At 72.8% G+C, this 25346-nt stretch carries 24 protein-coding genes; 3 read left to right on the top strand and 21 right to left on the bottom strand.

Features of this window, described 5'->3' with window-relative positions:
• Positions 1-47 precede the first annotated feature (47 nt).
• From ABZ919_RS08655 to ABZ919_RS08640, 4 genes are all read right to left on the bottom strand, one after another.
• A complete protein-coding gene (locus ABZ919_RS08655; protein ID WP_361244212.1) occupies positions 48-1385 on the bottom strand; it encodes a beta-xylosidase in 1338 nt (445 codons plus the stop codon).
• A 256-nt stretch (positions 1386-1641) separates the two neighbouring features.
• Entirely contained in the window at positions 1642-2118 is a 477-nt protein-coding gene (locus tag ABZ919_RS08650; protein WP_361244209.1) for a hypothetical protein, read from the bottom strand.
• Positions 2119-2339: 221 nt separating this feature from the next.
• Complete coding sequence (locus ABZ919_RS08645) at positions 2340-2693, bottom strand: cytidine deaminase (protein WP_361244206.1); 354 nt, start codon at positions 2691-2693, stop codon at positions 2340-2342.
• 28 nt (positions 2694-2721) lie between these two features.
• On the bottom strand, positions 2722-3543 hold the full coding sequence (locus tag ABZ919_RS08640; protein WP_361244930.1) for a helix-turn-helix transcriptional regulator: 822 nt from the start codon (positions 3541-3543) through the stop codon (positions 2722-2724).
• 148 nt (positions 3544-3691) lie between these two features.
• Here ABZ919_RS08640 and ABZ919_RS08635 point away from each other — a divergent pair, with 148 nt between their 5' ends.
• Complete coding sequence (locus tag ABZ919_RS08635; RefSeq protein ID WP_361244205.1) at positions 3692-5122, top strand: MFS transporter; 1431 nt, start codon at positions 3692-3694, stop codon at positions 5120-5122.
• Between the two features lie 137 nt (positions 5123-5259).
• Here the strand turns inward: ABZ919_RS08635 and ABZ919_RS08630 are convergent, their stop codons facing one another.
• From ABZ919_RS08630 to ABZ919_RS08600, 7 genes are all read right to left on the bottom strand, one after another.
• The gene (locus ABZ919_RS08630) at positions 5260-5619 is read right to left on the bottom strand and encodes an MmcQ/YjbR family DNA-binding protein (protein WP_361244202.1); all 360 of its coding nucleotides are present in this window, start codon (positions 5617-5619) and stop codon (positions 5260-5262) included.
• Entirely contained in the window at positions 5616-6917 is a 1302-nt protein-coding gene (locus tag ABZ919_RS08625) for a hemolysin family protein (RefSeq protein WP_361244199.1), read from the bottom strand. Before ABZ919_RS08625 ends, ABZ919_RS08630 begins: the two co-directional genes overlap by 4 nt.
• A 9-nt stretch (positions 6918-6926) precedes the next feature.
• Positions 6927-7424: an rRNA maturation RNase YbeY gene (gene ybeY / locus ABZ919_RS08620; RefSeq protein ID WP_361244197.1), complete on the bottom strand. Its 498-nt coding sequence runs from the start codon at positions 7422-7424 to the stop codon at positions 6927-6929.
• 15 nt (positions 7425-7439) lie between these two features.
• The gene (locus ABZ919_RS08615) at positions 7440-8510 is read right to left on the bottom strand and encodes a PhoH family protein (RefSeq protein ID WP_361244195.1); all 1071 of its coding nucleotides are present in this window, start codon (positions 8508-8510) and stop codon (positions 7440-7442) included.
• Between the two features lie 172 nt (positions 8511-8682).
• Positions 8683-9822 carry a PfkB family carbohydrate kinase gene (locus ABZ919_RS08610; RefSeq protein ID WP_361244927.1) on the bottom strand — a complete coding sequence of 380 codons (1140 nt, stop codon included), beginning with the start codon at positions 9820-9822 and terminating at the stop codon, positions 8683-8685.
• A gap of 81 nt (positions 9823-9903) precedes the next feature.
• Complete coding sequence (locus ABZ919_RS08605) at positions 9904-11193, bottom strand: glucarate dehydratase family protein (RefSeq protein ID WP_361244193.1); 1290 nt, start codon at positions 11191-11193, stop codon at positions 9904-9906.
• Positions 11190-12140 carry a 5-dehydro-4-deoxyglucarate dehydratase gene (locus tag ABZ919_RS08600; protein ID WP_361244924.1) on the bottom strand — a complete coding sequence of 317 codons (951 nt, stop codon included), beginning with the start codon at positions 12138-12140 and terminating at the stop codon, positions 11190-11192. Before ABZ919_RS08600 ends, ABZ919_RS08605 begins: the two co-directional genes overlap by 4 nt.
• Positions 12141-12411: 271 nt before the next feature.
• Here ABZ919_RS08600 and ABZ919_RS08595 point away from each other — a divergent pair, with 271 nt between their 5' ends.
• Positions 12412-13641 carry an MFS transporter gene (locus tag ABZ919_RS08595; RefSeq protein ID WP_361244191.1) on the top strand — a complete coding sequence of 410 codons (1230 nt, stop codon included), beginning with the start codon at positions 12412-12414 and terminating at the stop codon, positions 13639-13641.
• On the opposite strand, the gene ABZ919_RS08590 is transcribed toward ABZ919_RS08595, so the two are convergent.
• From ABZ919_RS08590 to hrcA, 10 genes are all read right to left on the bottom strand, one after another.
• Positions 13593-14597: an adenosine deaminase gene (locus ABZ919_RS08590; protein WP_361244190.1), complete on the bottom strand. Its 1005-nt coding sequence runs from the start codon at positions 14595-14597 to the stop codon at positions 13593-13595. The genes ABZ919_RS08595 and ABZ919_RS08590 overlap by 49 nt on opposite strands.
• Entirely contained in the window at positions 14597-15523 is a 927-nt protein-coding gene (locus ABZ919_RS08585) for a ribonuclease Z (RefSeq protein ID WP_361244188.1), read from the bottom strand. Before ABZ919_RS08585 ends, ABZ919_RS08590 begins: the two co-directional genes overlap by 1 nt.
• A gap of 6 nt (positions 15524-15529) precedes the next feature.
• Positions 15530-15883 (bottom strand): histidine triad nucleotide-binding protein, encoded by a 354-nt coding sequence (locus ABZ919_RS08580; RefSeq protein ID WP_361244186.1) that lies wholly within the window; start codon positions 15881-15883, stop codon positions 15530-15532.
• Positions 15884-15953: 70 nt separating this feature from the next.
• A complete protein-coding gene (locus tag ABZ919_RS08575) occupies positions 15954-19172 on the bottom strand; it encodes a PDZ domain-containing protein (protein WP_361244185.1) in 3219 nt (1072 codons plus the stop codon).
• 77 nt (positions 19173-19249) lie between these two features.
• On the bottom strand, positions 19250-19807 hold the full coding sequence (locus tag ABZ919_RS08570; RefSeq protein WP_361244183.1) for a hypothetical protein: 558 nt from the start codon (positions 19805-19807) through the stop codon (positions 19250-19252).
• A 90-nt stretch (positions 19808-19897) separates the two neighbouring features.
• Positions 19898-20290: a VOC family protein gene (locus tag ABZ919_RS08565; RefSeq protein ID WP_361244181.1), complete on the bottom strand. Its 393-nt coding sequence runs from the start codon at positions 20288-20290 to the stop codon at positions 19898-19900.
• Between the two features lie 16 nt (positions 20291-20306).
• Positions 20307-21059: a 16S rRNA (uracil(1498)-N(3))-methyltransferase gene (locus ABZ919_RS08560; protein WP_361244179.1), complete on the bottom strand. Its 753-nt coding sequence runs from the start codon at positions 21057-21059 to the stop codon at positions 20307-20309.
• Positions 21056-22177, bottom strand: a complete 1122-nt coding sequence (locus ABZ919_RS08555; protein ID WP_361244178.1) for a nitronate monooxygenase — start codon at positions 22175-22177, stop codon at positions 21056-21058. Before ABZ919_RS08555 ends, ABZ919_RS08560 begins: the two co-directional genes overlap by 4 nt.
• 112 nt (positions 22178-22289) lie before the next feature.
• Positions 22290-23426, bottom strand: a complete 1137-nt coding sequence (dnaJ, locus tag ABZ919_RS08550) for a molecular chaperone DnaJ (RefSeq protein ID WP_361244176.1) — start codon at positions 23424-23426, stop codon at positions 22290-22292.
• Complete coding sequence (hrcA, locus tag ABZ919_RS08545) at positions 23427-24443, bottom strand: heat-inducible transcriptional repressor HrcA (RefSeq protein ID WP_361244174.1); 1017 nt, start codon at positions 24441-24443, stop codon at positions 23427-23429.
• A 172-nt stretch (positions 24444-24615) separates the two neighbouring features.
• Here hrcA and ABZ919_RS08540 point away from each other — a divergent pair, with 172 nt between their 5' ends.
• The gene (locus ABZ919_RS08540) at positions 24616-25338 is read left to right on the top strand and encodes an MBL fold metallo-hydrolase (protein ID WP_361244172.1); all 723 of its coding nucleotides are present in this window, start codon (positions 24616-24618) and stop codon (positions 25336-25338) included.
• The last annotated feature ends 8 nt before the right edge of the window (positions 25339-25346 follow it).

Here is a 25346-nt window from a genome sequence, read left to right as displayed (position 1 = left end):
CCACGGACGAGGGACAGGGGAACGGGCGGGTGCGGACGCCCGTACGCTCAGCTGAGCGTCAGCGTGAGCACACCGGAGTACGAGCCCGGAGGCGTGAACGCCGGAACGTCCAGGGAGAGTCCGGCGTCGACGGTGAACTCGCCGCCGGTGAGCGTGCCGTCCGGGGTCGACGCGAGGGTCGCTCCCGCGGAGCCCAGGGCGCCCGCCGAACCGGCCTTGCAGCTGCTGGGGCTGCCGGGCTTGGTCGCGCAGGCGGGGGTCCAGCTGAGCCTGCCTGCGTCGATCTTGGCGCCGGGGCCGGTGAAGTCGGTGACCTTGCCGGTCAGGGACCAGCCCGCGGGGCCGCCGCGGAAGTCCTGGACCGTCACCGTCTGCAGTTTGCCCGTCGATGCCCCGCCCTTGCCGAAGTCGACAGCCGACAGCGCGACGGAGTCCCCGGCCTGGGACATGGACAGCGTGCCCGCCCTGACTGTGGTCGTCAGCTTCTGGCTGCCGTCCGGGACGGGCGTGTTGTCGTTGACGACGTAGGCCGCGGGGCCCGCGCCCGTGTCCGCGCTCCAGGAGCCGCCCTCGTAGGCCACGATCCCGGTCGTCGACTTGTCGTTGACGACCAGCGAACCGCTGAAGGAGCCCTGCGCGTTCGCGGTCGCGGTGGCGGTGTCCGCGGTCTGGGTGCCCCCGGCCCGCCCCGCCAGCGTGACGGTGGCGCCCGGAGTGAAGTTCGTACCGTTGACCGTGACCCTGGCGCCGGGGTCGCCGGAGGCCGAACCGAGCGTGATGGCGCGGGTGTTGGCCGGTGTCCCGGAGGTGGCCGTGATGGTCTCCGAGGCCGGGGCGGGCGGGCTGGTGACCGTGCAGGGGGTGTCCAGCTCCAGGATGTAGCTGGTGTGGATGTTGTAGTCGCCGGGCGAGAGGGTGATCCGCCCGGCCTTGGTGACGGTGAACGTGCCGGTCATGGAGAAGGACGGGAAGGCGGCCTTTCCCGGCACCGGCGGGTTCTTCTTCGGACCGGCGACGGTGACGTCGCCGGTCTGGGCGCCCCCGAGGGTCACCTTCCCGGTCGGGGTCATGATGTCGGCGGGCAGGGCCAGGTCCGTGGGGTTGGACGCGGCGGCGGTGACCACGGTGTAGGTCACGGTGACCGTGTCGCCGACCTTCGGGCTGGTGTTGTCCACCGAGACACCGGCCGTCGTGGTGCCGTCGATGGGCGGGATGCCCGCGACGGCGGGCGGGATGCAGTGCGTGGCGAAGTCCACGTTCGTACCGGCGGCACCGGCCGGACAGGCCAGCGCGCCGCCCGCGGTGACCGCGAGCGCGGTCACCCCGAGCAGTGACGCCCAGCGCCACCGTCGGGATCTTCGTGGACTTGGGGGTGTCGAACCCATGGGCCCCCTCCTGAGGGTCGCGGGCGCAGCGGCTCATCTGCGCCGACAGGGGGCATTGATGTGGAGCGGGGGTGAGAAGTCAATGGAGATGCCGCAGAAATCTGACGGACTATCAGTTTCTGCGGCATCCAGGGGGGTTACGGCCGGAACCGGAACAGATCGCTCAGTTCGGTCCGTCCGGACGGACGGGGCGGTCCGCCCGGACGGACGGGGCGGTCCGCCCGGACGGACGGGGCGGTCCGCCCGGACGGACGGGTCAGTCGAAGACGAAGGGGCCGGGCGACTGCGGACCGCTCGCCGTACAGGTCACGGTGACCCCGAAGATCACCATCTTCAGCGAGCCGCCGTATGCGTCCAGGCTGTCGCCGGAGGCGACGGTGCCGGGGAGCGGGCCGACGCTGACGGGATCACCGGGGTTCATGGCGGGGTTCTTCGTCCCGCTGAACACCACGGAGCCACCGCCGGCCCTGGCCAGGGCGAGGGTGGAGGAGATGGAGTCCTGGGCGACCGCGACCGGCGCGGTGATCGCCGAGGAGGTGAGGGTGACGGTGGCCGAGGTGCCGCTCTGGGTGGCGGTGAGCGTGGCCGTACCGCCGCCGAAGATGCCGCAGCTCGCGGTGATGGTCGCCGACTGTGGGGTGACGGCGGCCGCGGAGGGTGCGAGGGCCAGTCCGGTGACCGCGAGGGCCCCGGCGGCCAGCGCCGCACCCATTGCCGTGCGCTTGCCTCTCATGGGGATCCGCTTCCCTTCCCTGTGGGGAGTGCCGTGTGGGGGGACACCGACGGGCGCGAGGCCGGGCAGGCGGGTGCGGGCACACTGCGTGCGGCGGTGCGGATCTGACGGGCCGTCGGAAACGTACGGCTCCATTGATGCGCGAGCGGAAGAGCCCGACAAGGTTGAATTCCGGCCGACCTCTCGTTCGGCCGATGCGGCACCTTCCCCGCAAGGTCCCGTCAGCCGGCGCAGACGGTGACCCGCACGACTCCGTCAGGACCGGCGAGCAGCACCGGCGTCCCCGCACCTCCCAGGTCGGCGACCGCGGCCAGGTCCTCGGCCCCCACGGACTCCGTCTCCGACACCACCGCCGCCGCCTCCAGCGCCGTGGCCCCCGAGGCCACCGCCATGGCGACGGCGGTCCGCAACGCGCTCAGCTTCAGCGACGGCAGCGACACCGTCCCGGCGGCATACGTACGCCCCGTCCCGTCCCGTACGGCCGCCCCCTCCGGCACACCGTTGCGGGCCCGCACGGAACGGGCCAGGGTCACGATCTTGCGGTCCTCGGAGTCAAGCGCGCTGCTCTCGGTCATGCCCAGAGCATACGAAGCCCGGGCCCGGTCATCCCGCCACGGGGTACATCGCGCCCCGCCGCCCCTTCGGGGAGGCCAGCCACTCCAGCTTCGCCGCGGTGCTCGCCTCGTCCAGCGGAGTGTGCAGCACGATCATCAGATCGGGCCGGGCCGGCACCTTCATCACCGTGGACTCCACCACCAGCAGCCCGACCAGCGGATGCTCCAGCTCCTTGCGGATCTGCCCCTGCTCCTCGATGTCCCGCTCGGCCCACATCTGCCGGAACTCGGCGCTGGCCTCGCTCACCGCGGCGAGCACGGCCCGGAACCCCTCGTCCTCCGGCCGCGCCGCACACGCCGCCCGGAACTGCGCCACGACCGTCCGGGCGTTCTGGTCCCAGCTGTGGCTGCGCGAGCGGTAGAGCGGGTCGACGAAGAAGTCGACGAGACAGTTCTGCGTGATGTCGGGACGCATGCCGAGCACGATCGCGGCCGCGTCGTTGTACATCACGCAGTTGTAGTACAGGTCCATGATGTGCGCCGGATACGGCATCCAGGTGTCGATCAGCCGCCGCAGCCCGTCGCACATGTCCCGCTTGTCCGGGGCCACCTGGGGCGCCGGCGGGTTCATTCCGGCGAGCAGGTACAGATGCCGGCGCTCGGCGTCGCTCAGCCGCAGCACCCGGGCGACGGCGTCGAGCACCTGCGGGGAGACGGAGATCTCCCGCCCCTGCTCCAGCCACTGGTACCAGGAGGCGCCCACCCCGGCGAGTACGGCGACCTCCTCCCGGCGCAGTCCGGGCGTACGGCGCCGGCCGCCGCCGACGGGCAGTCCGGCCTCCTCGGGGCTGACCCGGGCCCGCCGGCTCATCAGGAACTCCCGTAGTTCTTCGCGCCGATGACTCCTCGTCGCCTCAGCAGCAGGCACGTACCGCTCCTCCCCCGTCGTGTCTGGTGGTGCCACCACCACCATAAGTTGCCACTCCCCACCAGTATTTCGCTCGCCCGATGCTCTTGCCATGGCGATCGACACCACCACCCAGTCCCCCACCTCCACGGGTACACCGCTCGACACTCCCCGGCCGCCCCGGTTGTCGACGCGTGACAAGCTCGTCCTGTTCGTCCTGTGCGCGGCCCAGTTCATGGTCGCGCTGGACTTCTCCGTCCTGAACGTGGCGCTGCCCGAACTCGGCTCCGACCTCGGCATGAGCCGCTCGGCGCTGCAGTGGGCGGTCACCGCGTTCGCGCTGCCCTCCGGCGGGTTCCTGCTGCTCTTCGGCCGCATCGGCGACCTGTACGGCCGCCGGAAGCTGTTCCTGACCGGCCTGGCCCTGTTCGGCGCGGCCTCGCTGCTGGCGACCCTGGCCTGGGACCCGGCGTCCTTCCTCACCGGACGCGCGCTGCAGGGCCTGGGCGCGGCGGCGATCGTCCCGACGGGCATGTCCCTGCTGACCACCACCTTCCCGGAGGGCCCGGCCCGCGACCGTGCTCTCGGCATCTCCGGCACGCTGCTGTCGCTGGGCTTCACCGTCGGCATGATCGCGGGCGGTGGGCTGACGGACGCGCTCGGCTGGCGCTCCACGATGGCCCTGCTGTCGGTGTTCGCGCTGATCGTGCTGCCCCTGGCCCCGGGCCTGCTGCCGGAGTCGCGCACTCCGGAGCGTCCGCGCCTGGACGTGCCCGGCGCCGTCACCGTCACCGCCGGTCTGCTGTCGCTGATCTACGCCCTGTCCACGGCCGCCGGCCACGGCTTCGGCCGCGTGGACGTCCTCACCACACTGGTCGCCGGTCTGCTCCTGCTGGCCGCGTTCACGGTCGTCGAGGCCCGTGCGGCAGCGCCGCTCGTCTCCCTGCCGATGCTGCGCCGCCGCACGGTGGCCTGGGGCAACGTGGGCGGTCTGGTCACCTTCTCGATGATGTCGACGGTGATCTTCGTGCTGACCCTGTACCTCCAGGAGATCCTGCACCTGTCGGCCTTCGAGACGGGTCTGGTCTTCGGCGTCCAGGGCGTGCTGTCGGCCTTCGCCGGCACCCTCGCCCCGAGGGTGATCGGCCGCTTCGGCGCCCGCCGCACCCTGGTCGGCTCGCTGACCGGCCAGGGCGCCCTGATCGCCACGCTGGTCCTGCTGGACTCCCACGCCTGGTCGGTCTGGCCGGCCACGGCGGCGGTGTCCCTGGCCAGCATGTGCCACCTGGGCGCGATCATCTCCTACGGCCTGACCGTCACCTCGGGCGTCCCGGACGAGGAGCAGGGCCTGGCCACCGGTCTGGTGACCTCCACCCAGCAGGTCGGCATCACGATCGGCATCCCGCTGCTGGGCGTGCTGGCCACCACGTCGCACGACCTGCTGGCAGGCGTCCGCACGGTCCTCGCCCTGGACGCGGCGATCGTCCTGGCCGCCGCCGTCCTGGTCGGGCTGGGCCTGCGCCGGGGCCGGTCGGGAAGCTGAACGAGCCCGCGCCGCGCGGCCGTGTGCACCACACGGCCGCGCGCGCCGTTGCCCGGCGGGAAGGAAGCGCGGGACCGGCAGGGGCCGCCACCGGCCGCCCCTGCCGGACAGTCAGCCCGTCAGCCCGTCAGCCGGGTTCACGGCCGGTCCAGCCGCAGCCGCTCCGCCCTCGGCAGCCCCGCGACGACGAGGTCGTAGGAGTCCTCGACCAGCTCTCTCACCAGCCGGTCCGGCAGCCCGCCGGCCACGGTCACGGTGTTCCAGTGCCGCTTGTTCATGTGCCAGCCGGGGACGATCAGCCCCTCGTGCTCCCCGCGCAGCCGGACCGCGTCCTCGGGATCGCACTTGAGGTTGACCGTCAGGGGCCGCGCGCCCAGGTTCGTCAGGGCGAACATCTTGCCCAGCACCTTGAAGACCGAGGTCTGCGGATCGAACGGGAAGTCCTCCTCGGCGGCGTCGAAGGACAGGCAGAGGGCGCGCAGCTCCTCGGGGCTCACTCGGGTCTCGCCTCCTCGGCGGCCGGCACCGGGACAGGTTCCACCAGGACCGTGACGATCTTGTTCCGGCGTCCGGACGCGGCCTCCGCGGTCAGTCTCAGCCGGCGCTCGTCGGGCAGCTCCACCTCCGCTGACGCGCCCGCGATGGGCACGCGGCCGAGGGCCTTCGCGAGCAGCCCGCCGACGGTCTCCACGTCCTCGTCGTCGTACTCTTCCAGGCCGTACAACTCGCCGAGGTCGGTGATGTCGAGGCGGGCGGTGACCCGGAAGCGGTCGTCGCCGAGGTCCTCGACGGGCGGGAGTTCCCGGTCGTACTCGTCGGTGATCTCGCCGACGATCTCCTCCAGGATGTCCTCGATGGTGACGATCCCGGCGGTGCCGCCGTACTCGTCGATGACGACGGCGACGTGGTTGCGTTCCTTCTGCATCTCGCGCAGCAGGTCGCCGGCGTTCTTGGTGTCCGGCACGAAGACGGCGGGCCGCATGGCGGTCGACACCAGGTCGCCCTCCGCCTCCCGGCTGATGTGCGTCTTGCGGACCAGGTCCTTCAGGTAGACGATCCCGACGATGTCGTCCTCGCTCTCGCCGGTCACCGGGATCCGGGAGAAGCCCGAGCGCAGGGCGAGGGTGAGGGCCTGGCGGATGGTCTTGAACCGCTCGATGGTGACCAGGTCGGTGCGCGGCACCATCACCTCGCGCACCAGGGTGTCGCCCAGCTCGAACACCGAGTGCACCATGCGGCGCTCCTCGTCCTCGATCAGCGACTCCTTCTCGGCGAGGTCGACCAGCGCACGCAGCTCGGCCTCGGACGCGAAGGGTCCGCGCCGGAAGCCCTTGCCGGGGGTCAGCGCGTTGCCGATGAGGATGAGCAGGGACGGGATCGGGCCCATCACCCGGGCCAGCGGCAGCAGTACGTACGCCGCCGCGGTCGCCGTGTTCAGCGGGTGCTGGCGGCCGATGGTGCGCGGGGAGACGCCGACGGCGACGTACGACACCAGCACCATGACCCCGATGGCGACCAGCAGGGCCTGCCAGGTGGCGGCGAACTCCTGAAGGCAGGCGTACGTCACCAGGGCCGCGGCCGCCATCTCGCAGGCGACGCGGACCAGCAGGGCCACGTTCAGATAGCGGGTGGGGTCGGCGGCGACCTGGGCGAGCCTGGCACTGCCGCGCCGGCCGGACTTGACGGCCTCCTCGGCGCGGAAGCTGGAGATGCGGGCCAGGCCCGCCTCCGCGCAGGCGGCGAGCCAGGCGACGACGACCAGCGCGATCGCGCCGACCACGATCTGTGGAGACATACGGCCCGCTTACGAGACGGTCGGCGCCGGGGACGGCCCGGTCAGCCCGTGCTCGGCCCGCCATCCGTCGACGATGGCGGCCTGGAGCCCGAACATCTCCGCCTTCTCGTCGGGCTCCTCGTGGTCGTACCCGAGCAGGTGCAGCACCCCATGGACGGTGAGCAGCTGGAGCTCCTCGTCCATGGAGTGCTGCGTGGGCGCCTCGGCCCCCTGCTTGGCGGCGACCTCCGGGCACAGCACGATGTCACCGAGCAGTCCCTGCGGGGGCTCGTCGTCGTCCTTCGTGGGCGGCCGCAGCTCGTCCATCGGGAACGACATGACATCGGTCGGCCCGGGCAGGTCCATCCACTGGATGTGCAGCTGCTCCATGGCGTCGGCGTCCACGACGATCACCGAGAGCTCGGAGAGCGGGTGGATGCGCATCCGCGCGAGTGCGTAGCGGGCGATGTCGAGGATCGCCTGCTCGTCGACCTCGGTGCCGGACTCGTTGTTGACGTCGATCGACATGGTGGTGCCGTGTCTCTACTTCCCCTTGTGCCCGGACCTGCCCCGGCCGCCCTTGTGGGTGCCGTTCTCGGTGCCGTGCTTGGTGTCGTACTGCTCGTACGCGTCGACGATACGGCCCACCAGCTTGTGCCGTACGACATCGTGGGACGACAGCCGGGAGAAGTGGACGTCCTCGACGCCCTCCAGGATCTCCTGCACCTGCCGCAGACCGCTCTTCGTGCCGTTCGGCAGGTCGACCTGCGTCACGTCACCGGTGATCACGATCTTCGAGTCGAAGCCGAGGCGGGTCAGGAACATCTTCATCTGCTCGGGGCTCGTGTTCTGGGCCTCGTCCAGGATGATGAAGGCGTCGTTGAGCGTGCGGCCACGCATGTACGCGAGCGGCGCGACCTCGATCGTCCCGGCCGCCATCAGACGGGGGATCGAGTCGGGGTCGAGCATGTCGTGCAGCGCGTCGTACAGCGGCCGCAGGTAGGGGTCGATCTTCTCGTAGAGCGTGCCGGGCAGGAAACCCAGCCGCTCGCCTGCCTCCACGGCGGGGCGGGTGAGGATGATCCGGTTGACCTGCTTGGACTGCAGGGCCTGTACGGCCTTGGCCATGGCCAGGTAGGTCTTGCCGGTACCGGCGGGGCCTATGCCGAAGACGATCGTGTGCTTGTCGATCGCGTCGACGTACCGCTTCTGGTTGAGGGTCTTCGGGCGGATGGTGCGCCCGCGCGAGGACAGGATGTTCTGCGTCAGCACCTGTGCCGGGGTCTCCGGGCCGTCGCTCGTCCCGTTCTCACTCGCCTTGAGCATGGCGATCGAGCGTTCCACTGCGTCCTCCGTCATCGGTTGCCCGGTGCGGAGCACCAGCATCATCTCGTCGAACACGCGTGAGATCAGGGCGACGTCGGCCGGGTCGCCGACCGCGCTGATCTCATTGCCCCGGACGTGGATGTCGGCCGCCGGGAAGGCCTTCTCGATCACACGCAGGAGGGAGTCGCCGGAACCCAGCACGGTCACCATGGGGTGCTGGGCGGGGACGGTGAACTGCGCTCTCGCCTGCTCCTGCGCGGGGGTGTGAGCTGTGGGTGTCTGTGTCATGGGCCGGCGCTGAAGGCCTGCGCTTCCTCCTCGTCACGGCCGCGTAGCTGAGGGCGGCCTCGCGTCTCCAGGGTACGACGGGGCACCGACAACGCCGTAGGACTTTTCGGAGGCGGGGGCGGGCACGGGGGCGGGGCGGGGGCGGGGGCCGGCGGCGGAGCCCCCTGGTACGTCAGCTGGACCGACGGAACCCGATGGTCGGCACGGCCCGCCGCAACGGCCACGGCCGGTCCAGTTCCTCCGGGACGAGCCGATCCAGGAACTCGTACCGCCGCAGCGCCGCGGGCGACTGCCCCGGCACGGACTGGACCCGCCGCCACCACGCCCCGATCTCCGACCACCCCGGCGCCGACAGCGATCCCCCGAACTCCTGCACCGACAGGGCCGCGGTGAGCCCGGCGAACGCCAGCCGGTCCGCCAGCGGCCACCCCGCCAGGGACCCCGTCACGAACCCGGCGACGAACACGTCCCCGGCCCCCGTCGGATCCAGTGCCTCCACGGCGATCGCCGGCACCTCCGCCGCCTCACCGGTCCGCCGGTCCACCGCGTACGCCCCCTCCGGCCCCAGGGTCACCACCGCCACCGGCACGTACTCGGTCAGGGCGTGCGCGGCCACGCGCGGGCAGTCGGTCCCGGTGTACCGCTTCGCCTCCTCCGCGTTCGGCAGGAACGCCTCGCAGTGCTCCAGATCGGGGAGCCCGGCGAGATCCCACGCCCCGGTGTCGTCCCAGCCGACGTCGGCGAAGATACGGGTGCCCTCCCGCGCGGCCCGGGCGATCCAGGGCGCGCGCGCACCGGGCGTCAGCGAGGCCACGGCCGCACGGGCGCGGGACGGCCGGCCGGCGGCCCCCTCGTCCAGGAACACGGCGTCCGGCGGCGGCTCGTGCCCGTGCGACACCATGGTCCGCTCGCCCTCGTACGCCATGGACACCGTCACCGGCGAGTGCCAGCCGGGCACGGTCCGTGACGCCGCCAGATCGATGCCCTCGCCCTGTTCGAGCGCGTCCCAGCAGTACTCGCCGTAGTGGTCGTCCCCGAATGCCGCCGCGAGGGAGGTCCGCAGACCGAGCCGGGCCAGGGCCGTGGCCATGTTGGCGACGCCGCCGGGGCTGGAGCCCATGCCCCGGGCCCAGGACTCGGTGCCGCGCACGGGCGCCGAGTCCAGGCCGGTGAAAATGATGTCGAGGAAGACCGTGCCCGTCAGATAGACGTCCCAGGGCGGGTCGCCGGGCCCGCGCAGCGCGGCGAGCGGGTCGACCTGGGCCTGACGGCGCGCGGCCTGGGTGAGGTGTTCCGGTTCCTCTCCGGTGATCGTGTGCGACGCGGTCACGGTGCGCTCCCTGGCGTGGTGCGGATCTGGCCAGTGTGCACCACGTCGCGCGCCGCGCCAGGGTTACCAGCGGGGCACCACCGGTTGCCGCCAGCCCGGTTCGCCCGCTCGCATCGCCGCCGCGTCGTCGCGGTCGCGCAGCGAGCCGTCGTCCTCGAGCCACCGCCGGTGCAGCCGGGCCAGTTCGTCCCGGTCGAGCCCGACACCGAGGCCGGGCGCGTCCGACACGGCGACCCGTCCGCCGGTGAACGCGAGCCGCTCGGTGAGGACGTCCTCGGACTGCCAGGGGTAGTGGGAGTCGCACGCGTGGTGCAGCCCGGGAACCGTGGCCGCGACCTGCGTCATCGCGGCGAGGCTGATCCCCAGGTGCGTGTTGGAGTGCATCGAGACCCCCACCCCGAACGCGGCGCAGACCGCGGCGAGCTGCTGGGTGTTGCGCAGCCCGCCCCAGTAGTGGTGGTCGCAGAGCACGACCTGCACGGCGTCGCGCGTGAACGCCTCCTTGATCTCCCCGAAGGTGGTCACGCACATGTTGGTGGCAAGGGGCACGTCGGTCCCGGCGGCCACCTCGGCCATCGCGGGCGTGCCCAGCGTCGGGTCCTCCAGGTACTCCAGGACGTCCCCGAGTTCCTCCGCCACCTTGAGCGAGGTCTCGACCGACCAGGCGCCGTTGGGGTCGAGCCGCAGCGGGTGCCCGGGGAAGGCCTCGGCGAGCGCCCGCACGGCCGCGATCTCCTCCTCGGGCGGGAAGACACCGCCCTTGAGCTTGAAGGACGTGAAGCCGTACCGCTCCTTGAACGTCCGGGCCTGTGCCACGATCCCGGCCGGGTCGAGCGCGGCGCCCCAGTCGTCCGGCTCGGCGGGGACGCCTGCCGGGTGGCCGGCCCACTTGTAGAAGAGGTAGGCGCTGTACTCGACGGCGTCCCGGAGCCTGCCGCCGAGCAGCGCGTGCACCGGCAGCCCGAGCGCCTTGCCCTGGGCGTCCAGGCAGGCGACCTCGAAGGCGGACAGCACCGACAGCCGCAGCTTGTCGGCGCTCTGCACGCCGCGCAGCCCGCCGGCGTCGACCTCTTCCCGCACCCGCGACGCGTCGACGCCGAGATCGATCGCGAACAGGGCGTTCACGTCCATGACCGAGCGTCCGGTGAGGTGTTCGGCCAGCGGGCGGGCCAGTTCGAGGTACTTGGTGTCGCCGTAGGTCTCGCCCAGCCCGGTGACCCCGTCGGCGGTGACGAGCTCCACGATCAGCCGCGGGGTGTACGGCTGGTGCACGCCCTGGGTGTTGAGCAGCGGCGGGTCGGCGACCAGGATCGGGGTCAGCCGCACCTCGGCGATGGTCGGGTCGGGGGTCACAGCAAGGCTCCTACGAGGTCGAGTCCGGCGGCGAGCAGCGTCTTGAGTTCGGCGAGGTCGGCGGGCGCCGGGTCGGCGAGCGGGGCGCGCACGGGCCCGACGCGCTGCCCCCGCAGCCGGGCCGCCGCCTTCACCAGGGACACGGCGTACCCGGGCGCGCGGTCGCGGAGTTCGACGAACGGGACGTAGAACTCCCGCAGCAGCTTGTCGGCCGTGTCCTCCCGCCCGTCCCGGAGCGCGGCGAAGAAGGCGCCGGCGATCTCGGGGGCGAAGGCGTGCACGGCGGAGGAGTAGGCGGGGACGCCGACGGCGGCGTAGGCGCGGGCCTGGATCTCGGCGGTGGCGGCGCCGTTGAAGAAGAGGAAGCCGTCCGGGGCGGCGAGGGTGAGGCGCTGGAGGCGGTCGAGGTCACTGTGGCCGTCCTTGAGGCCGATGACGTTCGGGATGCGCGCGATGCGCCGCAACGTCTCGACGCCGTAGGCGACTTGGCCGCGCTGGTAGGCGATCAGCGGCAGCCGGGTGCGTTCGGCGAGCCGCTCCAGCTGGGCGGCCAGGCCCTCCTGGGGGGCGTCGACCAGATAGTGCGGCAGCACGAGCAGCGCGTCGGCGCCGGCCTCCTCTGCGATGCGCGCGAACCGGGTGGCCTGCGCCCAGCCGTACCCGGTCCCGGCCACGACCGGCACGCCGTCCCGCGCCGGACCACCCTCGCGCGCTGGACCACCCGCGCGCGGGGGAACCTGCGTCGCGGCCTCCTCGACGGTGATGCGGACGACCGTCCGGTACTCCTCCTCGTCCAGCGAGAAGAACTCGCCGGTGCCGCAGGCCGGGAAGACGGCGCCGGGTCCGGCGGCGAGCCGGGCGGCGACATGGGCGCGGAAGCCGTCCGGATCGAGTGAGCCGTCGTCGTGGAACGCGGTCAGCGGGAAGGACAGCACCCCGCGCGCCATCCCGTCCCGCAGCCGCCGCGCCACACCCTCGGGACTCGGGTCGCCGCCCACCTGATCATCTCCTCTTGTGAATACCGTCCACATATGAGAACGCAGCCTAGCGATCCTTACCCGGACGCACAGTGGGCAAACCGAAAAGTGACACAGATCGCACCCCCCGTCCTTCTTCCGGAACCGCGTGCTTGATACAACTTCCTCGCGCGTTCCTGTCCGTCGACGGTCGTCGCCCCTCCCCCTCCAGCCCTTCCTTCCGCCTGCCCTGGGAACGCCCGTGTCCGCCCCCCGCCCCCTGCCCTGGCCCCTCGTCGCCCTTTTCACGGCCGGGTACCTCGCGCCCTACCTGCTGCCGACCGTCGTCGGCCGGCTCGGTTCCGGGCTGCCGCTCACCGCCACACAGGCCGGGGCCGTCGGCACTGCCCTGCTGCTGAGTTCGGCGACGGCGGGCTTCCTGCTGGCCGCGCGGGTCGACCGGATCGGCCCCCGTACGCTCGCCCGCGCCGGTCTCACGCTCGCCGTCCTCGGCTACGGCGGTGCCGCCCTCACCGGCTTCGTACCGGCCGTCGTCGTGGGCGCGGTCGTCGGGGGATTCGGATCCGGCACGGTCACGGCGGTCGCCGCGAGCGGCATCGCCGCACACCGGGACCCGCACCGGGCCACCACCCTCGGCCTGCTCGGGGTCTCCGCCCTCGCCGGCGCCCTGTACCTGACGATCCCCCACCTCGGCCCCGGCCACGGCCTGCCCCTGGCCGCCATCGCGCTCACGGCCCTCGCCGTCTGGCCGCTCACCGACCGCCTGTCCGGACGTACGGCTCCGGCCCGCAGACCCCTCACGCACGGCCGCCGGCTCCCCCACCTGCGGGCCGGGCTGCTGCTGGCCGCCGCCATGCCCTGCTGGTCCCTCGCCCAGAACGCCCTGTGGGGTGTCAGCGGCCAAATCGGCCTCGACCAGGCGCACCTCACCGAGGTCACCGTCGGCGCGGTGTTCGCGATCGCGCTCGGCGCCGGACTCGTCGGAGTCGTCGGCGCGGGCGCGCTCGGCCCCCGGCTGGGCCGGGCCGTGCCCATCGGCGCCGGCACCGCCCTGATCGCGGGCTGCATCGCGCTCAGCGCGTCGGCGACCGACCTGCCGGCCTTCGCCGCGGGCGAGATCTCCTGGAACCTGGTCTACCCGGTCGTCCTGTCGTACGTCATCGGCCTCGCCGCCTCCCTCGACCCGCGCGGCCGCTGGGCGGTCCTGGTCGGTGCGGCGTCCTCGCTGGGGACGGCGGCGGGACCGCTGACGGGGAGCATGCTGGCGGCGGGGACGGGCTTCCCGGTGATGGGGAAGGTGCTCGGCGCCGGGATGCTGCTGATCGCCCTGCCGATGACGGCGGTGGCGCTGCGGGCCGGCAGGCGCCCCCTGCCGGTCGTGGAAGTGCCGCTGGAATCGCCCGCCGTGCCCGCCCGGCCGGCCTACGACACCGCGTCGCCGAACTCGTACGCGTCGGCCTCGGCGAGGTAGCGGGCCCGCCGCTCCTCGTCGTCCTCCAGGAAGGAGGCGAGGAAGGAGTTGCGGGCCAGCTCGCGCAGCCGGTCCTCGGTCAGCCCCAGGGTCTGCCGCACGGCCGCGAAGTTGTCGCCCACGTACCCGCCGAAGTACGCCGGGTCGTCGGAGTTGACCGTGCACAGCAGACCGGCGTCGAGCATCGCCGGCAGCGGGTGGTCGGCCAGCGTGTCGACGGTGCGCAGGCGGACGTTGGACAGCGGGCACAGGGTGAGCGGGATCCGCTCCCGCACCAGCCGCTCGACCAGCGCCGGGTCCTCCACGCAGCGCAGCCCGTGGTCGACGCGCTCGACGCCGAGCACGTCCAGGGCCTCGGTGATGTACGCCGGCGGCCCCTCCTCGCCGGCATGCGCGACCCGGCGCAGCCCGAGCGCGGCGGCGGCCTCGAACACCTCCCGGAACTTCACCGGCGGGTGCCCGACCTCGGCGGAGTCCAGGCCGACCCCGGTGATCCGGTCCAGGTACGGCCGGGCCGCCTCGAGGGTCTCGAGGGCCGACTGGGCGGACTCGTCCCGCAGGAAGCACAGGATCAGCCGGGTGGAGATGCCGTGGTTGTGCTCGCTGCTGCCCAGCGCCCGCCACAGCCCCTCCACGACCGTGCCCATGGGCACGCCCCGCGCGAGGTGGGCCTGCGGGTCGAAGAAGATCTCCGCGTGCCGGACGCCCTGCGCGGCGGCCCGGGCCAGGTAGGCGTTCGCCAGGTCGGCGAAGTCCTGCTCGGTGCGCAGGACGGCCATCAGCTCGTAGTACAGGTCCAGGAAGGACTGCAGGTCCTCGAACTGGTAGGCCTTGCGGAGGGCGTCCGTGTCCGGGTACGGCAGCTCGACGCCGTTGCGGGCGGCCAGCTCGAACGCTAGCTCCGGCTCCAGGGTGCCTTCGATGTGGAGGTGCAGTTCTGCTTTCGGGAGGGGCATCAGAGCATGGTACGGATCTTCTGGTGCCGTTTCGGAACCGCCACCCGCTGCAGATCGTGCGCCACGGTCAGCTCGCCCTCGAAGCCGGCCGCCCGTGCCTGCCGCTCGAACTCCTCCGGTTCGGGGTAGCGCTGGCTGAAGTGGGTGAGAACGAGGTGCCGTACGCCCGCGTCCCGGGCGACGGCGGCGGCCTGCCCGGCGGTCAGGTGGCCGTGTTCCACGGCCAGTTCGGCGTCCTCGTCCAGGAAGGTGGACTCGATCACGAGCAGGTCGCAGTCCTCGGCGAGCGCGTGCACGCCGTCGCAGAGCCTGGTGTCCATGACGAACGCGAACCGCTGCCCGCGCCGCACCTCGCTGACGTCCTCCAGCCTGACGTCCCCGAGCCTGCCCTCGCGCTGCAGCCGGCCGACGTCCGGGCCCTTGATCCCGTGCGCGGCGAGCCGGCCGGGCAGCATGCGGCGGCCGTCGGGTTCGATCAGACGGTAGCCGTAGGACTCGACCGGGTGCGACAGGCCGCGGGCCTCCAGGGTGTACGACGAGGTCACCGCGATGATGCCGTCGGCGGCGACGGGTGCCTCGGTGATGCCCACCGTCTCCCGGTACGCCGTCGCATACCTCAGGCGGTCGAAGAAGCGCTGCCCGGAGCGCGGGTAGTGCGCGGTGACCTCGTGCGGCACCTGGTCGAGGTTGATCCGCTGGACGACACCGGCGAGGCCGAGGGAGTGGTCGCCGTGGAAGTGCGTGACGCAGATCCGGTTCAGGTCGTGGGCGGCGACCCCGGCGCGCACCATCTGCCGCTGCGTGCCCTCGCCGGGGTCGAACAGGATGCCCTCGCCGTCCCACCTCAGCAGGTAGCCGTTGTGGTTGCGGTGCCGGGTCGGGACCTGGCTGGCGGTGCCGAGGACCACCAATTCACGTACGGACACGGCGATTTAGCCGGGGGGCCACTGCATGCCACGACCGCCGAGGACGTGGGCGTGGGCGTGCCAGACGGTCTGGCCGGCGCCGCTGCCGGTGTTGAAGACGACGCGGTAGCTGTCGAGCTTCTCCTCGTCGGCGACGGCCTGGGTCTCGGCCAGGACATCGGCGGCCAGTTGCGGTGCGCCCGCGCCGAGCGCCGCCGCGTTCTCGTAGTGGGCCTTGGGGATCACCAGGATGTGGGTCGGGGCCTGGGGGTTTATGTCCCGGAAGGCGACGGTCGTCTCTGTCTCACGGACGATCGTCGCAGGGATCGCGCCCGCGACGATCTTGCAGAACAGGCAGTCGTCCTGCGGCTCTCCGGCCATGCGTGTGCCTCCTGTGATCAATGCCGTGGGCATCGTAGTCGGTCGGGGTGCGGGTCGTTCGTGGCCGGCTTCAGGTCGGCATCCCCGGAGGCGTCTTGGCCGGGGCCGTCTCCAGGGCCTCGAGTGCCAGCCGCACCGCCTCGTCCAGCTGGCTGTCCCTGCCCTCCGCCCAGTCCTGCGGCCGCTGGACGACCTCCACGTCCGGGTCCACCCCGTGGTTCTCCACGTCCCAGCCCACCCCCTCCAGCCACATCGCGTACTTCGGCTGGGTGACCAGGGTGCCGTCGACCAGGTGGTAGCGGCTGTCGATGCCGATGACGCCGCCCCAGGTGCGGGTGCCGACGACCGGGCCGATACCGAGGGCCTTGATCGCCGCGTTGACGATGTCGCCGTCGGAACCGGAGAACTCGTTGGCCACGGCGACGACCGGGCCGCGCGGGGCGTCCAGCGGGTAGCTGGTGGGGCGCATGCCGCGCGGGAGGTCCCAGCCGATGATGCGGCGGGCCAGCTTCTCGACGACGAGCTGGGAGGTGTGGCCGCCGCGGTTCTCGCGGACGTCGACCACGAGCCCCTCGCGGGCCACCTCGACGCGCAGGTCCCGGTGGATCTGTGCCCAGCCGGGGGCCTGCATGTCCGGGATGTGGAGGTAGCCGAGACGGCCGTCCGAGGCGGCGTGCACATGGGCGCGGCGGTCCGCGACCCAGGCGTGGTAGCGGAGGGGTTCCTCGTCGGCGACGGGGATGACGACGGTGTGGCGGGGTTCGCCGCCGCCCGCCGGGGAGACGGTCAGCTCGACGGGGTGGCCGGCCGTGCCGACGAGGAGGGGGCCGGGCCCGGTGACCGGGTCGACGGTGTGGCCGGCCACGGCGATGATCGCGTCTCCGGGGCGGACGGCGACGCCGGGCGCGGCGAGCGGGGAGCGGGCGTCCGGGTCGGAGGTCTCCGCGGGCAGGATGCGGTCGATGCGCCAACTGCCGTCCCGGTGGCGGGAGATGTCGGCCCCGAGCAGACCGTGCCGGGGGCCGCCGCGGCGTCCGCCGGAGGGGATGACATAGGCGTGCGAGGTGCCGAGTTCGCCGTGCACCTCCCACAGCAGGTCGACGAGGTCGCTGTGGGTGGCGAGGCGGGACAGCAGCGGACGGTAACGGCCCAGGACGCCGGGCCAGTCGACGCCGCCGAGATCGGGCCGCCAGAAGTGGTCGCGCATCAGGCGGCCGGTCTCGTCGTACATCTGCCGCCACTCGGCGGCCGGGTCGAGGGTCTGCCGGATCCGGGCCAGGTCGACGGTGACGCTGGTGTCGCCGTCGTCGTCGCTGCCGGTACGGCGGTCGCTGGGCACGACCCGGAGCCGGCCGTCGGTCCACAGCAGCACCCGTTTGCCGTCGCCGCTGACCTCGTAGTGATCGGCGTCGGAGGCGAGGTGCTCCAGGCGGCGCTGGGCGAGGTCGTAACGCTCCAGCTCGGTGTGCGGGTCGGGGTCCTCGGGATGGGCGCGGGCGGCGCCGAGGACGCCGTGCACGGGGTGGCGCAGCCAGAGCACGCCGTCCTTGGCTGCGCGCAGGGCGGAGTAGCGGCCGGCTTCCACCGGGAAGGGGACGATCCGGTCGGCGAGGCCTTCGAGATCGATGCGGGTGGTGGGGGTGCCCTCGCTGTCCGGGGTCTCGTCCTTGTCCGTGCTCTCGGAGGGGCGGCCGTGGCGTTGCGGGCCGAAGGGCGAGGGCGTGGTGGCGGCCAGGGTGATCAGGTGCGGGCGGGCGCCGACCACGAAGGCGAGGTCGAAGACGTGCTCGTCGTAGACCGGGTCGAAGGCGCGGTTGGAGAGGAAGGCGAGGTGTTTGCCGTCGAGGGTGAAGGCCGGGGCGTAGTCCTGGAAGCGGAGCGGGGTCGCCTCGGTGACCGACAGGTCGGTGGTGTGGGCGATGCGCAGTTGCGAGAGCGGGCGGGGGCCGGGGTGGGCCCAGGCGAGCCACGCGGAGTCGGGCGAGAAGGCGAGTCCGGAGACCTCGCCGTCGTCGCTGCGGTCGACCTCGCGGACCTCGCCGGTCTCCCGCTCGACCAGCAGCAGGCGTCCGTCGTGCGCGGCGACGGCGGCGCGGCCGCCGTCGGGGGCCACGGCCAGCTCCAGGACCCGGCCGAGCTGTCCGGCCGCGAGCCGGCGGGGGGTCGCGCCGGGCACGGTGCCGGTGGCCGGGGCGAACTCCAGGGCGTCGTCGCCCTCCGCGTCCGTCACCCACACCACCCACTCCTCGCCCTCGGCGCGGAAGGCGCGCGGCATCCGGGCGCGGACGCCCGGCGTGGCGGCGAGGGCGCGGGCGGGTCCGGCGCGGTGGGTGACCCAGTGGATGCCGCCGCGCACGCAGACGGCGCTGCCGCGCGCGGTGTGGTCGGGGGACGCCTCGCCGAACCAGCGGGCGGCGTTCACCGGGCGGGGGCGCAGATCGATCCGTGGCCCGCCGAGCCGTACGTCCAGCCGGCGCGGCTCGGCGCCCTCCAGGTCGTCCAGCAGCCACAGCTCACCGCCGGAGGCGTAGACGACCCGGGTGCCGTCGCCGGAGGCGTGGCGGGCGTAGAAACCGTCGCAAGGGGTGTGGCGGCGCAGGTCGGATCCGTCGGCGAGGGAGGAGTACAGCGCCCCGGTGCCCTCGTGGTCGGAGAGGAAGGCGATGCGGTCCCCGGCCCACACCGGGCACTCGATGTTGCCGTCGACGTCCTCGTGCAGCCGTACGAACTCCCCGCTGCCGTCCCGGTCGATCCACAGCCTGCCCGCCGTACCGCCCCGGTAGCGCTTCCAGTGGGCGGCCTCGCGGCCCATCGTCGCGGACAGCAGCACGGTGGCCGGGCCGAGGGCCACATCGCCGACCGGTCCGTACGGCAGGGTCTCGGCGGGCCCGCCGTCCAGCGGGACGGCGTGCGCCCAGCTGTGCCGGAAGCTGTGGCGGCCGTGCGCACCGAGCGCGAGCACCCGCCCGTCGGACGTCCAGCCGCGCACCTCCGTACGGCGGTTGCCCCAGTACGTCAGCCGGTCGGCGGGGCCGCCGTCGGCCGGGGCGACGTGCACCTCGGGCGCGCCGTCGCGGGTGGAGGTCCAGGCGAGGAAGCGTCCGTCGGGCGATATCCGGGGCATGGTCACCGGCACGTTGTCGGCGCTGACCCGCCAGGCCCGGCCGCCGTCGAGGGGCGCGAGCCATACGTCGTCCTCGGCGACGAAGGCCACCAGATCGCCATGTACGTGGGGGAATCGAAGATAGGCGGAGGAGGTCGCGGTCACCGTCGAAGCACCCTGAGTCACTCCGTCACTGTACGCAGCGACCGGCGCACCCCGCTCCCCCTTCCGATCACTTGGCCCGGCTCACCCGGTCCCGACGGTCACTTTCCCTCGACGGGCCAGCAGGTGGGGTCGCCCTTGCACCAGAGGGTCCGGGTGATGGTGACCGTCACGGTCGGCCTGCCACCGCCCGGCCGATAGGTGGGCGGCCGGTACGTCGGTCCGGGCGTGGCGTCGCAGTCGCCGAGCCCGGAGACGTGGAACACCTGTCTGCCGCCGACCTTCGCCGTCAGGTCACCGCGCACACAGGCGCCGTCGACGGCTCTGGTCACCCTGCCGGTGACGGTGATCTTCCGGCCGTCCTTGGTCTCGCCCCGGCAGTCGACGGAGACGACGGTGGTCGGGCCCGGCGAGGGCGTCCTGCCCGCCACCCGGCCGGCGTTGCCGTACTGCCCGGTGCAGGTGAGCCAACTGACGTCGATGTGCTGCCGCTCGAGTCTCGCCGTGGCGGTGGCGTCGGTGGTGTAGGCGGCGGAGGCGGAGCTGAGATCGTCGGGCCGGCACGCCACCGCCGCCGTACCGGCCACGAGGACCAGCCCCGCCAGGCCCAGGACCCGCGTCCCGCGCGGCCGCCACCGCATCCGTGTCGAAACCCCCATGCGGGGCAGACTGCCACCACCACGGTCGCCGGGGAAGACCGCATACGGTCACTCACCCGTTGGGCGGCTCACTCTGCCGCGGCGACGCCGTCAACCGCGCAGCAGCAACCACTGCTGGAGTTCCACCAGGTTGCCCTCCGGGTCCTTGAGGTGGGCCACGCGCATGCGGTCGGTCATGGGGGCGGGGCCGTGCAGCAGGGTGGCGCCGCGGGAGGTGATCTGCGCACAGTAGGCGTCCAGGTCGTCGACGCGCAGGACGACCAGGGAGCGGTGACCGGTGGCGGTGTCTGCCAGCTCGCCCAGGACCTGGGCCATCATCGCCCGGTCCTGCAGCGCGATGCCGGCGGAGCCGGCGTGCGGGCTGAACTTCTCGTACGGCCCCTCGCTCGCCCCGGACTGCGGCTTGAGGCCGAGCACGTCGGCGTAGAAGCGGTAGCAGGCGGCGAAGTCGGTGACCAGGAGCCGGACTTGGGCGAGTTCCACGGTGTCCCCCCAGATGTCAGGACCAGCGGCCGGTGCGGCCCAGCAGCAGGGCCACGGCGGCGGTACCGGCGGTTGACGTACGCAACACGGTAGGACCCAGCACGTACGGCTTCGCCCCCGCCTCCTCGAAGAGCGCCAACTCGTCCCGGGCGACGCCACCCTCGGGGCCGACGACCAGCACGATCTCGCCGTCGCCGGGCAGTTCGGCGGCCGCCAGCGACTCACGCACATGCTCGAAGTCGGAGTGCAGCACGGCGGCGAAGTCGGCTCCGGCGAGAAGTGCGGCGACCTGCTTGGTACTCGCCGCGTCCGCGACGTCGGGGAAGCGCAGCCGGCGGGACTGCTTGCCGGCCTCGCGCGCGGTGGCCCGCCACTTGGCGAGCGCCTTCTGGCCCCGGTCGCCCTTCCACTGGGTGATGCACCGGGCGGCCTGCCAGGGCACGATCGCGTCCACGCCGGTCTCCGTCATCGTCTCCACGGCCAGCTCGCCGCGGTCGCCCTTCGGGAGGGCCTGGACGACGGTGATCCGGGGGCTGGGCTCCGCCTCCACCGGGAACTCGAACGGCTCGACGACCAGGTGGTCCTTGCCGGACACGCTGACGACGACCCCGGCCGCGCCCCGGCCCCTGCCGTCGGTGAGCACCACGTTCTCACCGGGCTGCAGCCTCCGTACGGAGACCGCGTGCCGCCCTTCCGGGCCCTGGACGTCGACGCGTGAGCCCGGGCCCACGCCCTCGAGTGAGTCGACGACGAACACCGGCGCGGTCATCGCGGGCCTCCCTCGGCCGACAACGCTGCCCGAGCGGCGTCCAGTTCCTCGGCCAGCACCTCCACCAGCCGCCCGGCCGGCAGTTCGCGGGCCATCCGGTGGCCCTGGCCCGCCCACAGCGCCATGCCCTGCGCGTCCCCGGCCTTGGCGGCGGCCTTGCGCAGCGGCGAGGTGAGGTGGTGGACCTCCGGGTAGGCGGCGGGGGCGTAGGGGCCGTGCTCGCGCAGGAAGCGGTTGACCAGGCTGCGGCCCGGTCTGCCGGTGAAGGCCCGGGTCAACTCGGTGCGCGCGAACAGGGGGTTGGTCAGCGCCTGCTTGTGCACGGCCTGGGCGCCGGACTCCGGGGTGGCGAGGAAGGCGGTGCCGAGCTGGGCCGCGCTCGCCCCGGCCGCGAGGACGGCGGCGATCTGGCTGCCCCGCATGATGCCCCCGGCGGCGACGACCGGGATGCCGACGGCCTCGCGGACCTGTGCGACCAGCGACAGCAGCCCGATGCCGGCACCGTCGTTCTCGGGGAGGTCGCGATGGGTGCCCTGATGCCCGCCGGCCTCCACTCCCTGGGCGATCACCGCGTCCGCCCCCGCCCGCTCGACCGCCCGTGCCTCCTCGGGGCCGGTGGCGGTGACCAGGGTGTAGGTGCCGGCCCGGCGCAGGGCGTCGAGCACCTCCCGGCTCGGCACACCGAAGTGGAAGGAGACCACCGGCACCGGGTTGTCGAGGAGCACGGCGAGCTTGGCGTCGTAGCCGTCGTCCCGGCCGCTGTCCGGGTCGCCCAGCTCGGTCTCGTACCAGGCGGCCTCGCCGGCCAGCTGGTGGGCGTAGACCTCGACGGAGCCCGCATCGGGGGGCGCGGCGGCAGCCGCTGCGGTGGAGCCGGTGCCCGCACCGGGGTACTCCGGCTGCGGCATGAACACGTTCACACCGAACGGACGGCTCGTGAGCCCCCGCAGCTGCTTGATCTCCTGGTACATGCCGTCGGCGGTCTTGTAGCCGGCGGCGAGGAACCCGAGGCCACCGGCCTCGGAGACGGCGGCGACGAGCTGCGGGACGGAGACACCGCCCGCCATGGGGGCCTGCACGATCGGGTGGGGGAACAGATCGGTCAGCGGGGAGGACATGACCGCATGTTGTCACGTCCTGTGAACATGGCCGAATCGGGGCGTGCGATGGCATAACCCGATGGCATAAGGGCCCGGTGCAAGGGGCGGCGCCCCCTGCACCGGGTGATGCTCAGCGCCCGTTGAACGCGTCCTTCAGCCGCGAGAACAGCCCCTGCTGCCCCGGCTGGAACTGGCCCTGCGGGCGCTCCTCGCCGCGCAGCTTGGCCAGCTCGCGCAGCAGGCGTTCCTGCTCGGGGTCGAGCTTGGTCGGGGTCTGCACCTCGACGTGGACGATCAGGTCGCCCCGGCCGCCGCCGCGCAGATGCGTGACGCCCCGGTTGTGCAGCGGGATCGACTGGCCGGACTGGGTGCCGGGCCGGATGTCGACCTCCTCCATGCCGTCCAGGGTCTCCAGCGGCACCTTGGTGCCGAGCGACGCCGCCGTCATCGGAATGGTCACCGTGCAGTGCAGGTCGTCACCGCGCCGCTGGAAGGTGGGGTGCGGCAGCTCGTGGATCTCGACGTACAGGTCGCCGGCCGGACCGCCGCCGGGGCCGACCTCGCCCTCGCCGGCGAGCTGGATGCGGGTGCCGTTGTCGACGCCGGCCGGGATCTTCACCGTCAGCGTGCGGCGGGAGCGGACGCGGCCGTCACCGGCGCACTCCGGGCAGGGCGTCGGCACGACGGTCCCGAAGCCCTGGCACTGCGGACACGGCCGCGAGGTCATGACCTGGCCCAGGAAGGACCGGGTGACCTGGGATACCTCACCGCGGCCCCGGCACATGTCACACGTCTGGGCGGTGGTGCCGGGCGCCGCGCCCTCACCGTTGCAGGTGTTGCACACGACCGCGGTGTCGACCTGGATGTCCTTGGTGGTCCCGAAGGCCGCCTCGTCCAGCTCGACCTCGATGCGGATCATCGCGTCCTGGCCGCGCCGGGTGCGCGAGCGCGGGCCGCGCTGCGACGCCGTGCCGAAGAACGCGTCCATGATGTCGGAGAAGTTGCCGAAGCCACCGGCCCCGAAGCCGCCCGCACCGGCGCCGCCGCTCTGCGAGAGCGGGTCGCCGCCGAGGTCGTAGACCTGCTTCTTCTGCGGGTCCGACAGCACCTCGTAAGCGGCGTTGATCTCCTTGAACCGCTCCTGGGTCTTCGGATCCGGGTTGACGTCCGGGTGCAGCTCGCGAGCGAGCCGACGGAACGCCTTCTTGATCTCATCCTGCGACGCGTCGCGGCGCACGCCGAGAACGGCGTAGTAGTCCGTGGCCACTTACGACTCCGCCAGGATCTGTCCGACGTACCGTGCCACTGCGCGTACCGCTCCCATCGTTCCCGGGTAGTCCATGCGGGTCGGTCCGACCACGCCGAGCTTGGCAACTGCCTCGCCGCCCGAACCGTAGCCGACCGACACCACGGAGGTGGAGTTGAGTCCCTCGTGGGCGTTCTCGTGCCCGATGCGCACCGTCACGCCCGGATCCTTCGCCTCGCCGAGGAGCTTGAGGAGCACGACCTGCTCCTCGAGGGCTTCCAGGACGGGCCGGATCGTGAGGGGAAAGTCATGTCCGAAGCGGGTGAGATTGGCGGTGCCGCCGATCATCAGCCGCTCCTCGTTCTCCTCGACCAGTGTCTCCAGCAGGGTGGAGAGCACCGTGGAGACCGTACCGCGGTCCTCGAGGTCGAAGGCCTCCGGCAGGTCCTCGACCAGCTTCGGCACATCGGCGAACCGGCGGCCCGCGACCCGGCTGTTCAGCCGGGCCCGCAGATCCGCCAGCGAGGCCTCGCCGAACGGCGCCGGGCAGTCGACCATCCGCTGCTCGACCCGGCCGGTGTCCGTGATCAGCACGAGCATCACGCGCGCGGGGGCGAGCGAGAGCAGTTCCACGTGCCGGACGGTGGACCGGGTCAGGGACGGATACTGCACGACGGCGACCTGCCGGGTCAGCTGCGCGAGCAGCCGCACCGTCCGCGCCACGACGTCGTCGAGGTCGACGGCGCCCTCCAGGAAGTTCTGGATGGCCCGCCGCTCGGGCGCCGTCATCGGCTTGACGCCCGCCAGCTTGTCCACGAAGAGCCGGTAGCCCTTGTCGGTGGGGATGCGCCCCGCGCTGGTGTGCGGCTGCGCGATGAACCCCTCGTCCTCCAGGGCCGCCATGTCGTTGCGGACCGTCGCCGGGGACACGCCGAGACTGTGCCGCTCGGTCAGAGCCTTCGACCCGACGGGTTCCTCGGTGCCGACGTAGTCCTGAACGATGGCGCGCAGTACCTGAAGCCTGCGTTCACTCAGCATTCGCGCGCACCTCCAGCACGTCGTCCCCTCGGTTCCGCTCGGTCCTGCGGTTCGTCCGCCTGGCACTCTTCGCATGTGAGTGCCAGGATTCCCCGGCCCAGTGTACGGCTGTCGGGTACACCCGGGGCAAGGTCGGTGCGGTCGCAGCGGCTCCTGCGGCTAGCGTCGCGGTATGACGGTGACTTGGGAAGAGCTCGGCTGGGAGCGGCTGACCGCCGGGGTCGGCCGGTGCCGGCTGCCCGGCTGGGACTGCACGGCAGGACTGGTCCTCGGGGAGGGTACGGCACTGATGGTGGACGCCGGCTCCAGCCTGGCGGAGGGCGGGCGGCTGCGCACGCAGGCCGAGCGGCTGGCCGGCGGCCGTGTGACCCATCTCGCGCTGACCCACCCCCATTTCGACCACGTCTTCGGGGCGGCGGCGATGGCGGGCGCGGAGGTGTACGGGGCGGTGGGCCTGGACGCGGTCTTCGCGTACGAGCGGGAGGAGCTGCGCCTGGACGCGGTCAGAAACGGGTTGCCGGTGGCCGACGCCGACGAGGCGGTGGACACGCTCGCCCCGCCCCGGCATCTGGTGTCCGGCGAGTGGACGCTGGACCTCGGAGGCGGCCGGCAGGCGTTGCTGGCGAACGTGGGCCCCGGCCACACCGCGCACGATCTGGCCGTGCTGGTGCCGGGGGATCCGGAGGTGGTCTTCTGCGGCGACCTGGTCGAGGAGTCCGGCGAACCCCAGGCGGGTCCGGACGCGGTCCGGGCCCGCTGGCCGGACGCGCTCGACCGGCTGCTCGCGTTGGGCGGTGAGGACGCGGCGTACGTGCCCGGTCACGGAGCGGTGGTGGACGCGGCGTTCGTACGACGGCAACGCGACGAGCTGGCGGTCCGTTTCGGCGTGTCGTAGGCACGGCC

It is taken from the genome of Streptomyces sp. NPDC046759, assembly GCF_040645475.1.
Lineage (GTDB): Bacteria > Actinomycetota > Actinomycetes > Streptomycetales > Streptomycetaceae > Streptomyces.
Note: the sequence above shows the minus strand (reverse complement) of the source record. Positions and strands in the feature narration are given on the sequence as shown.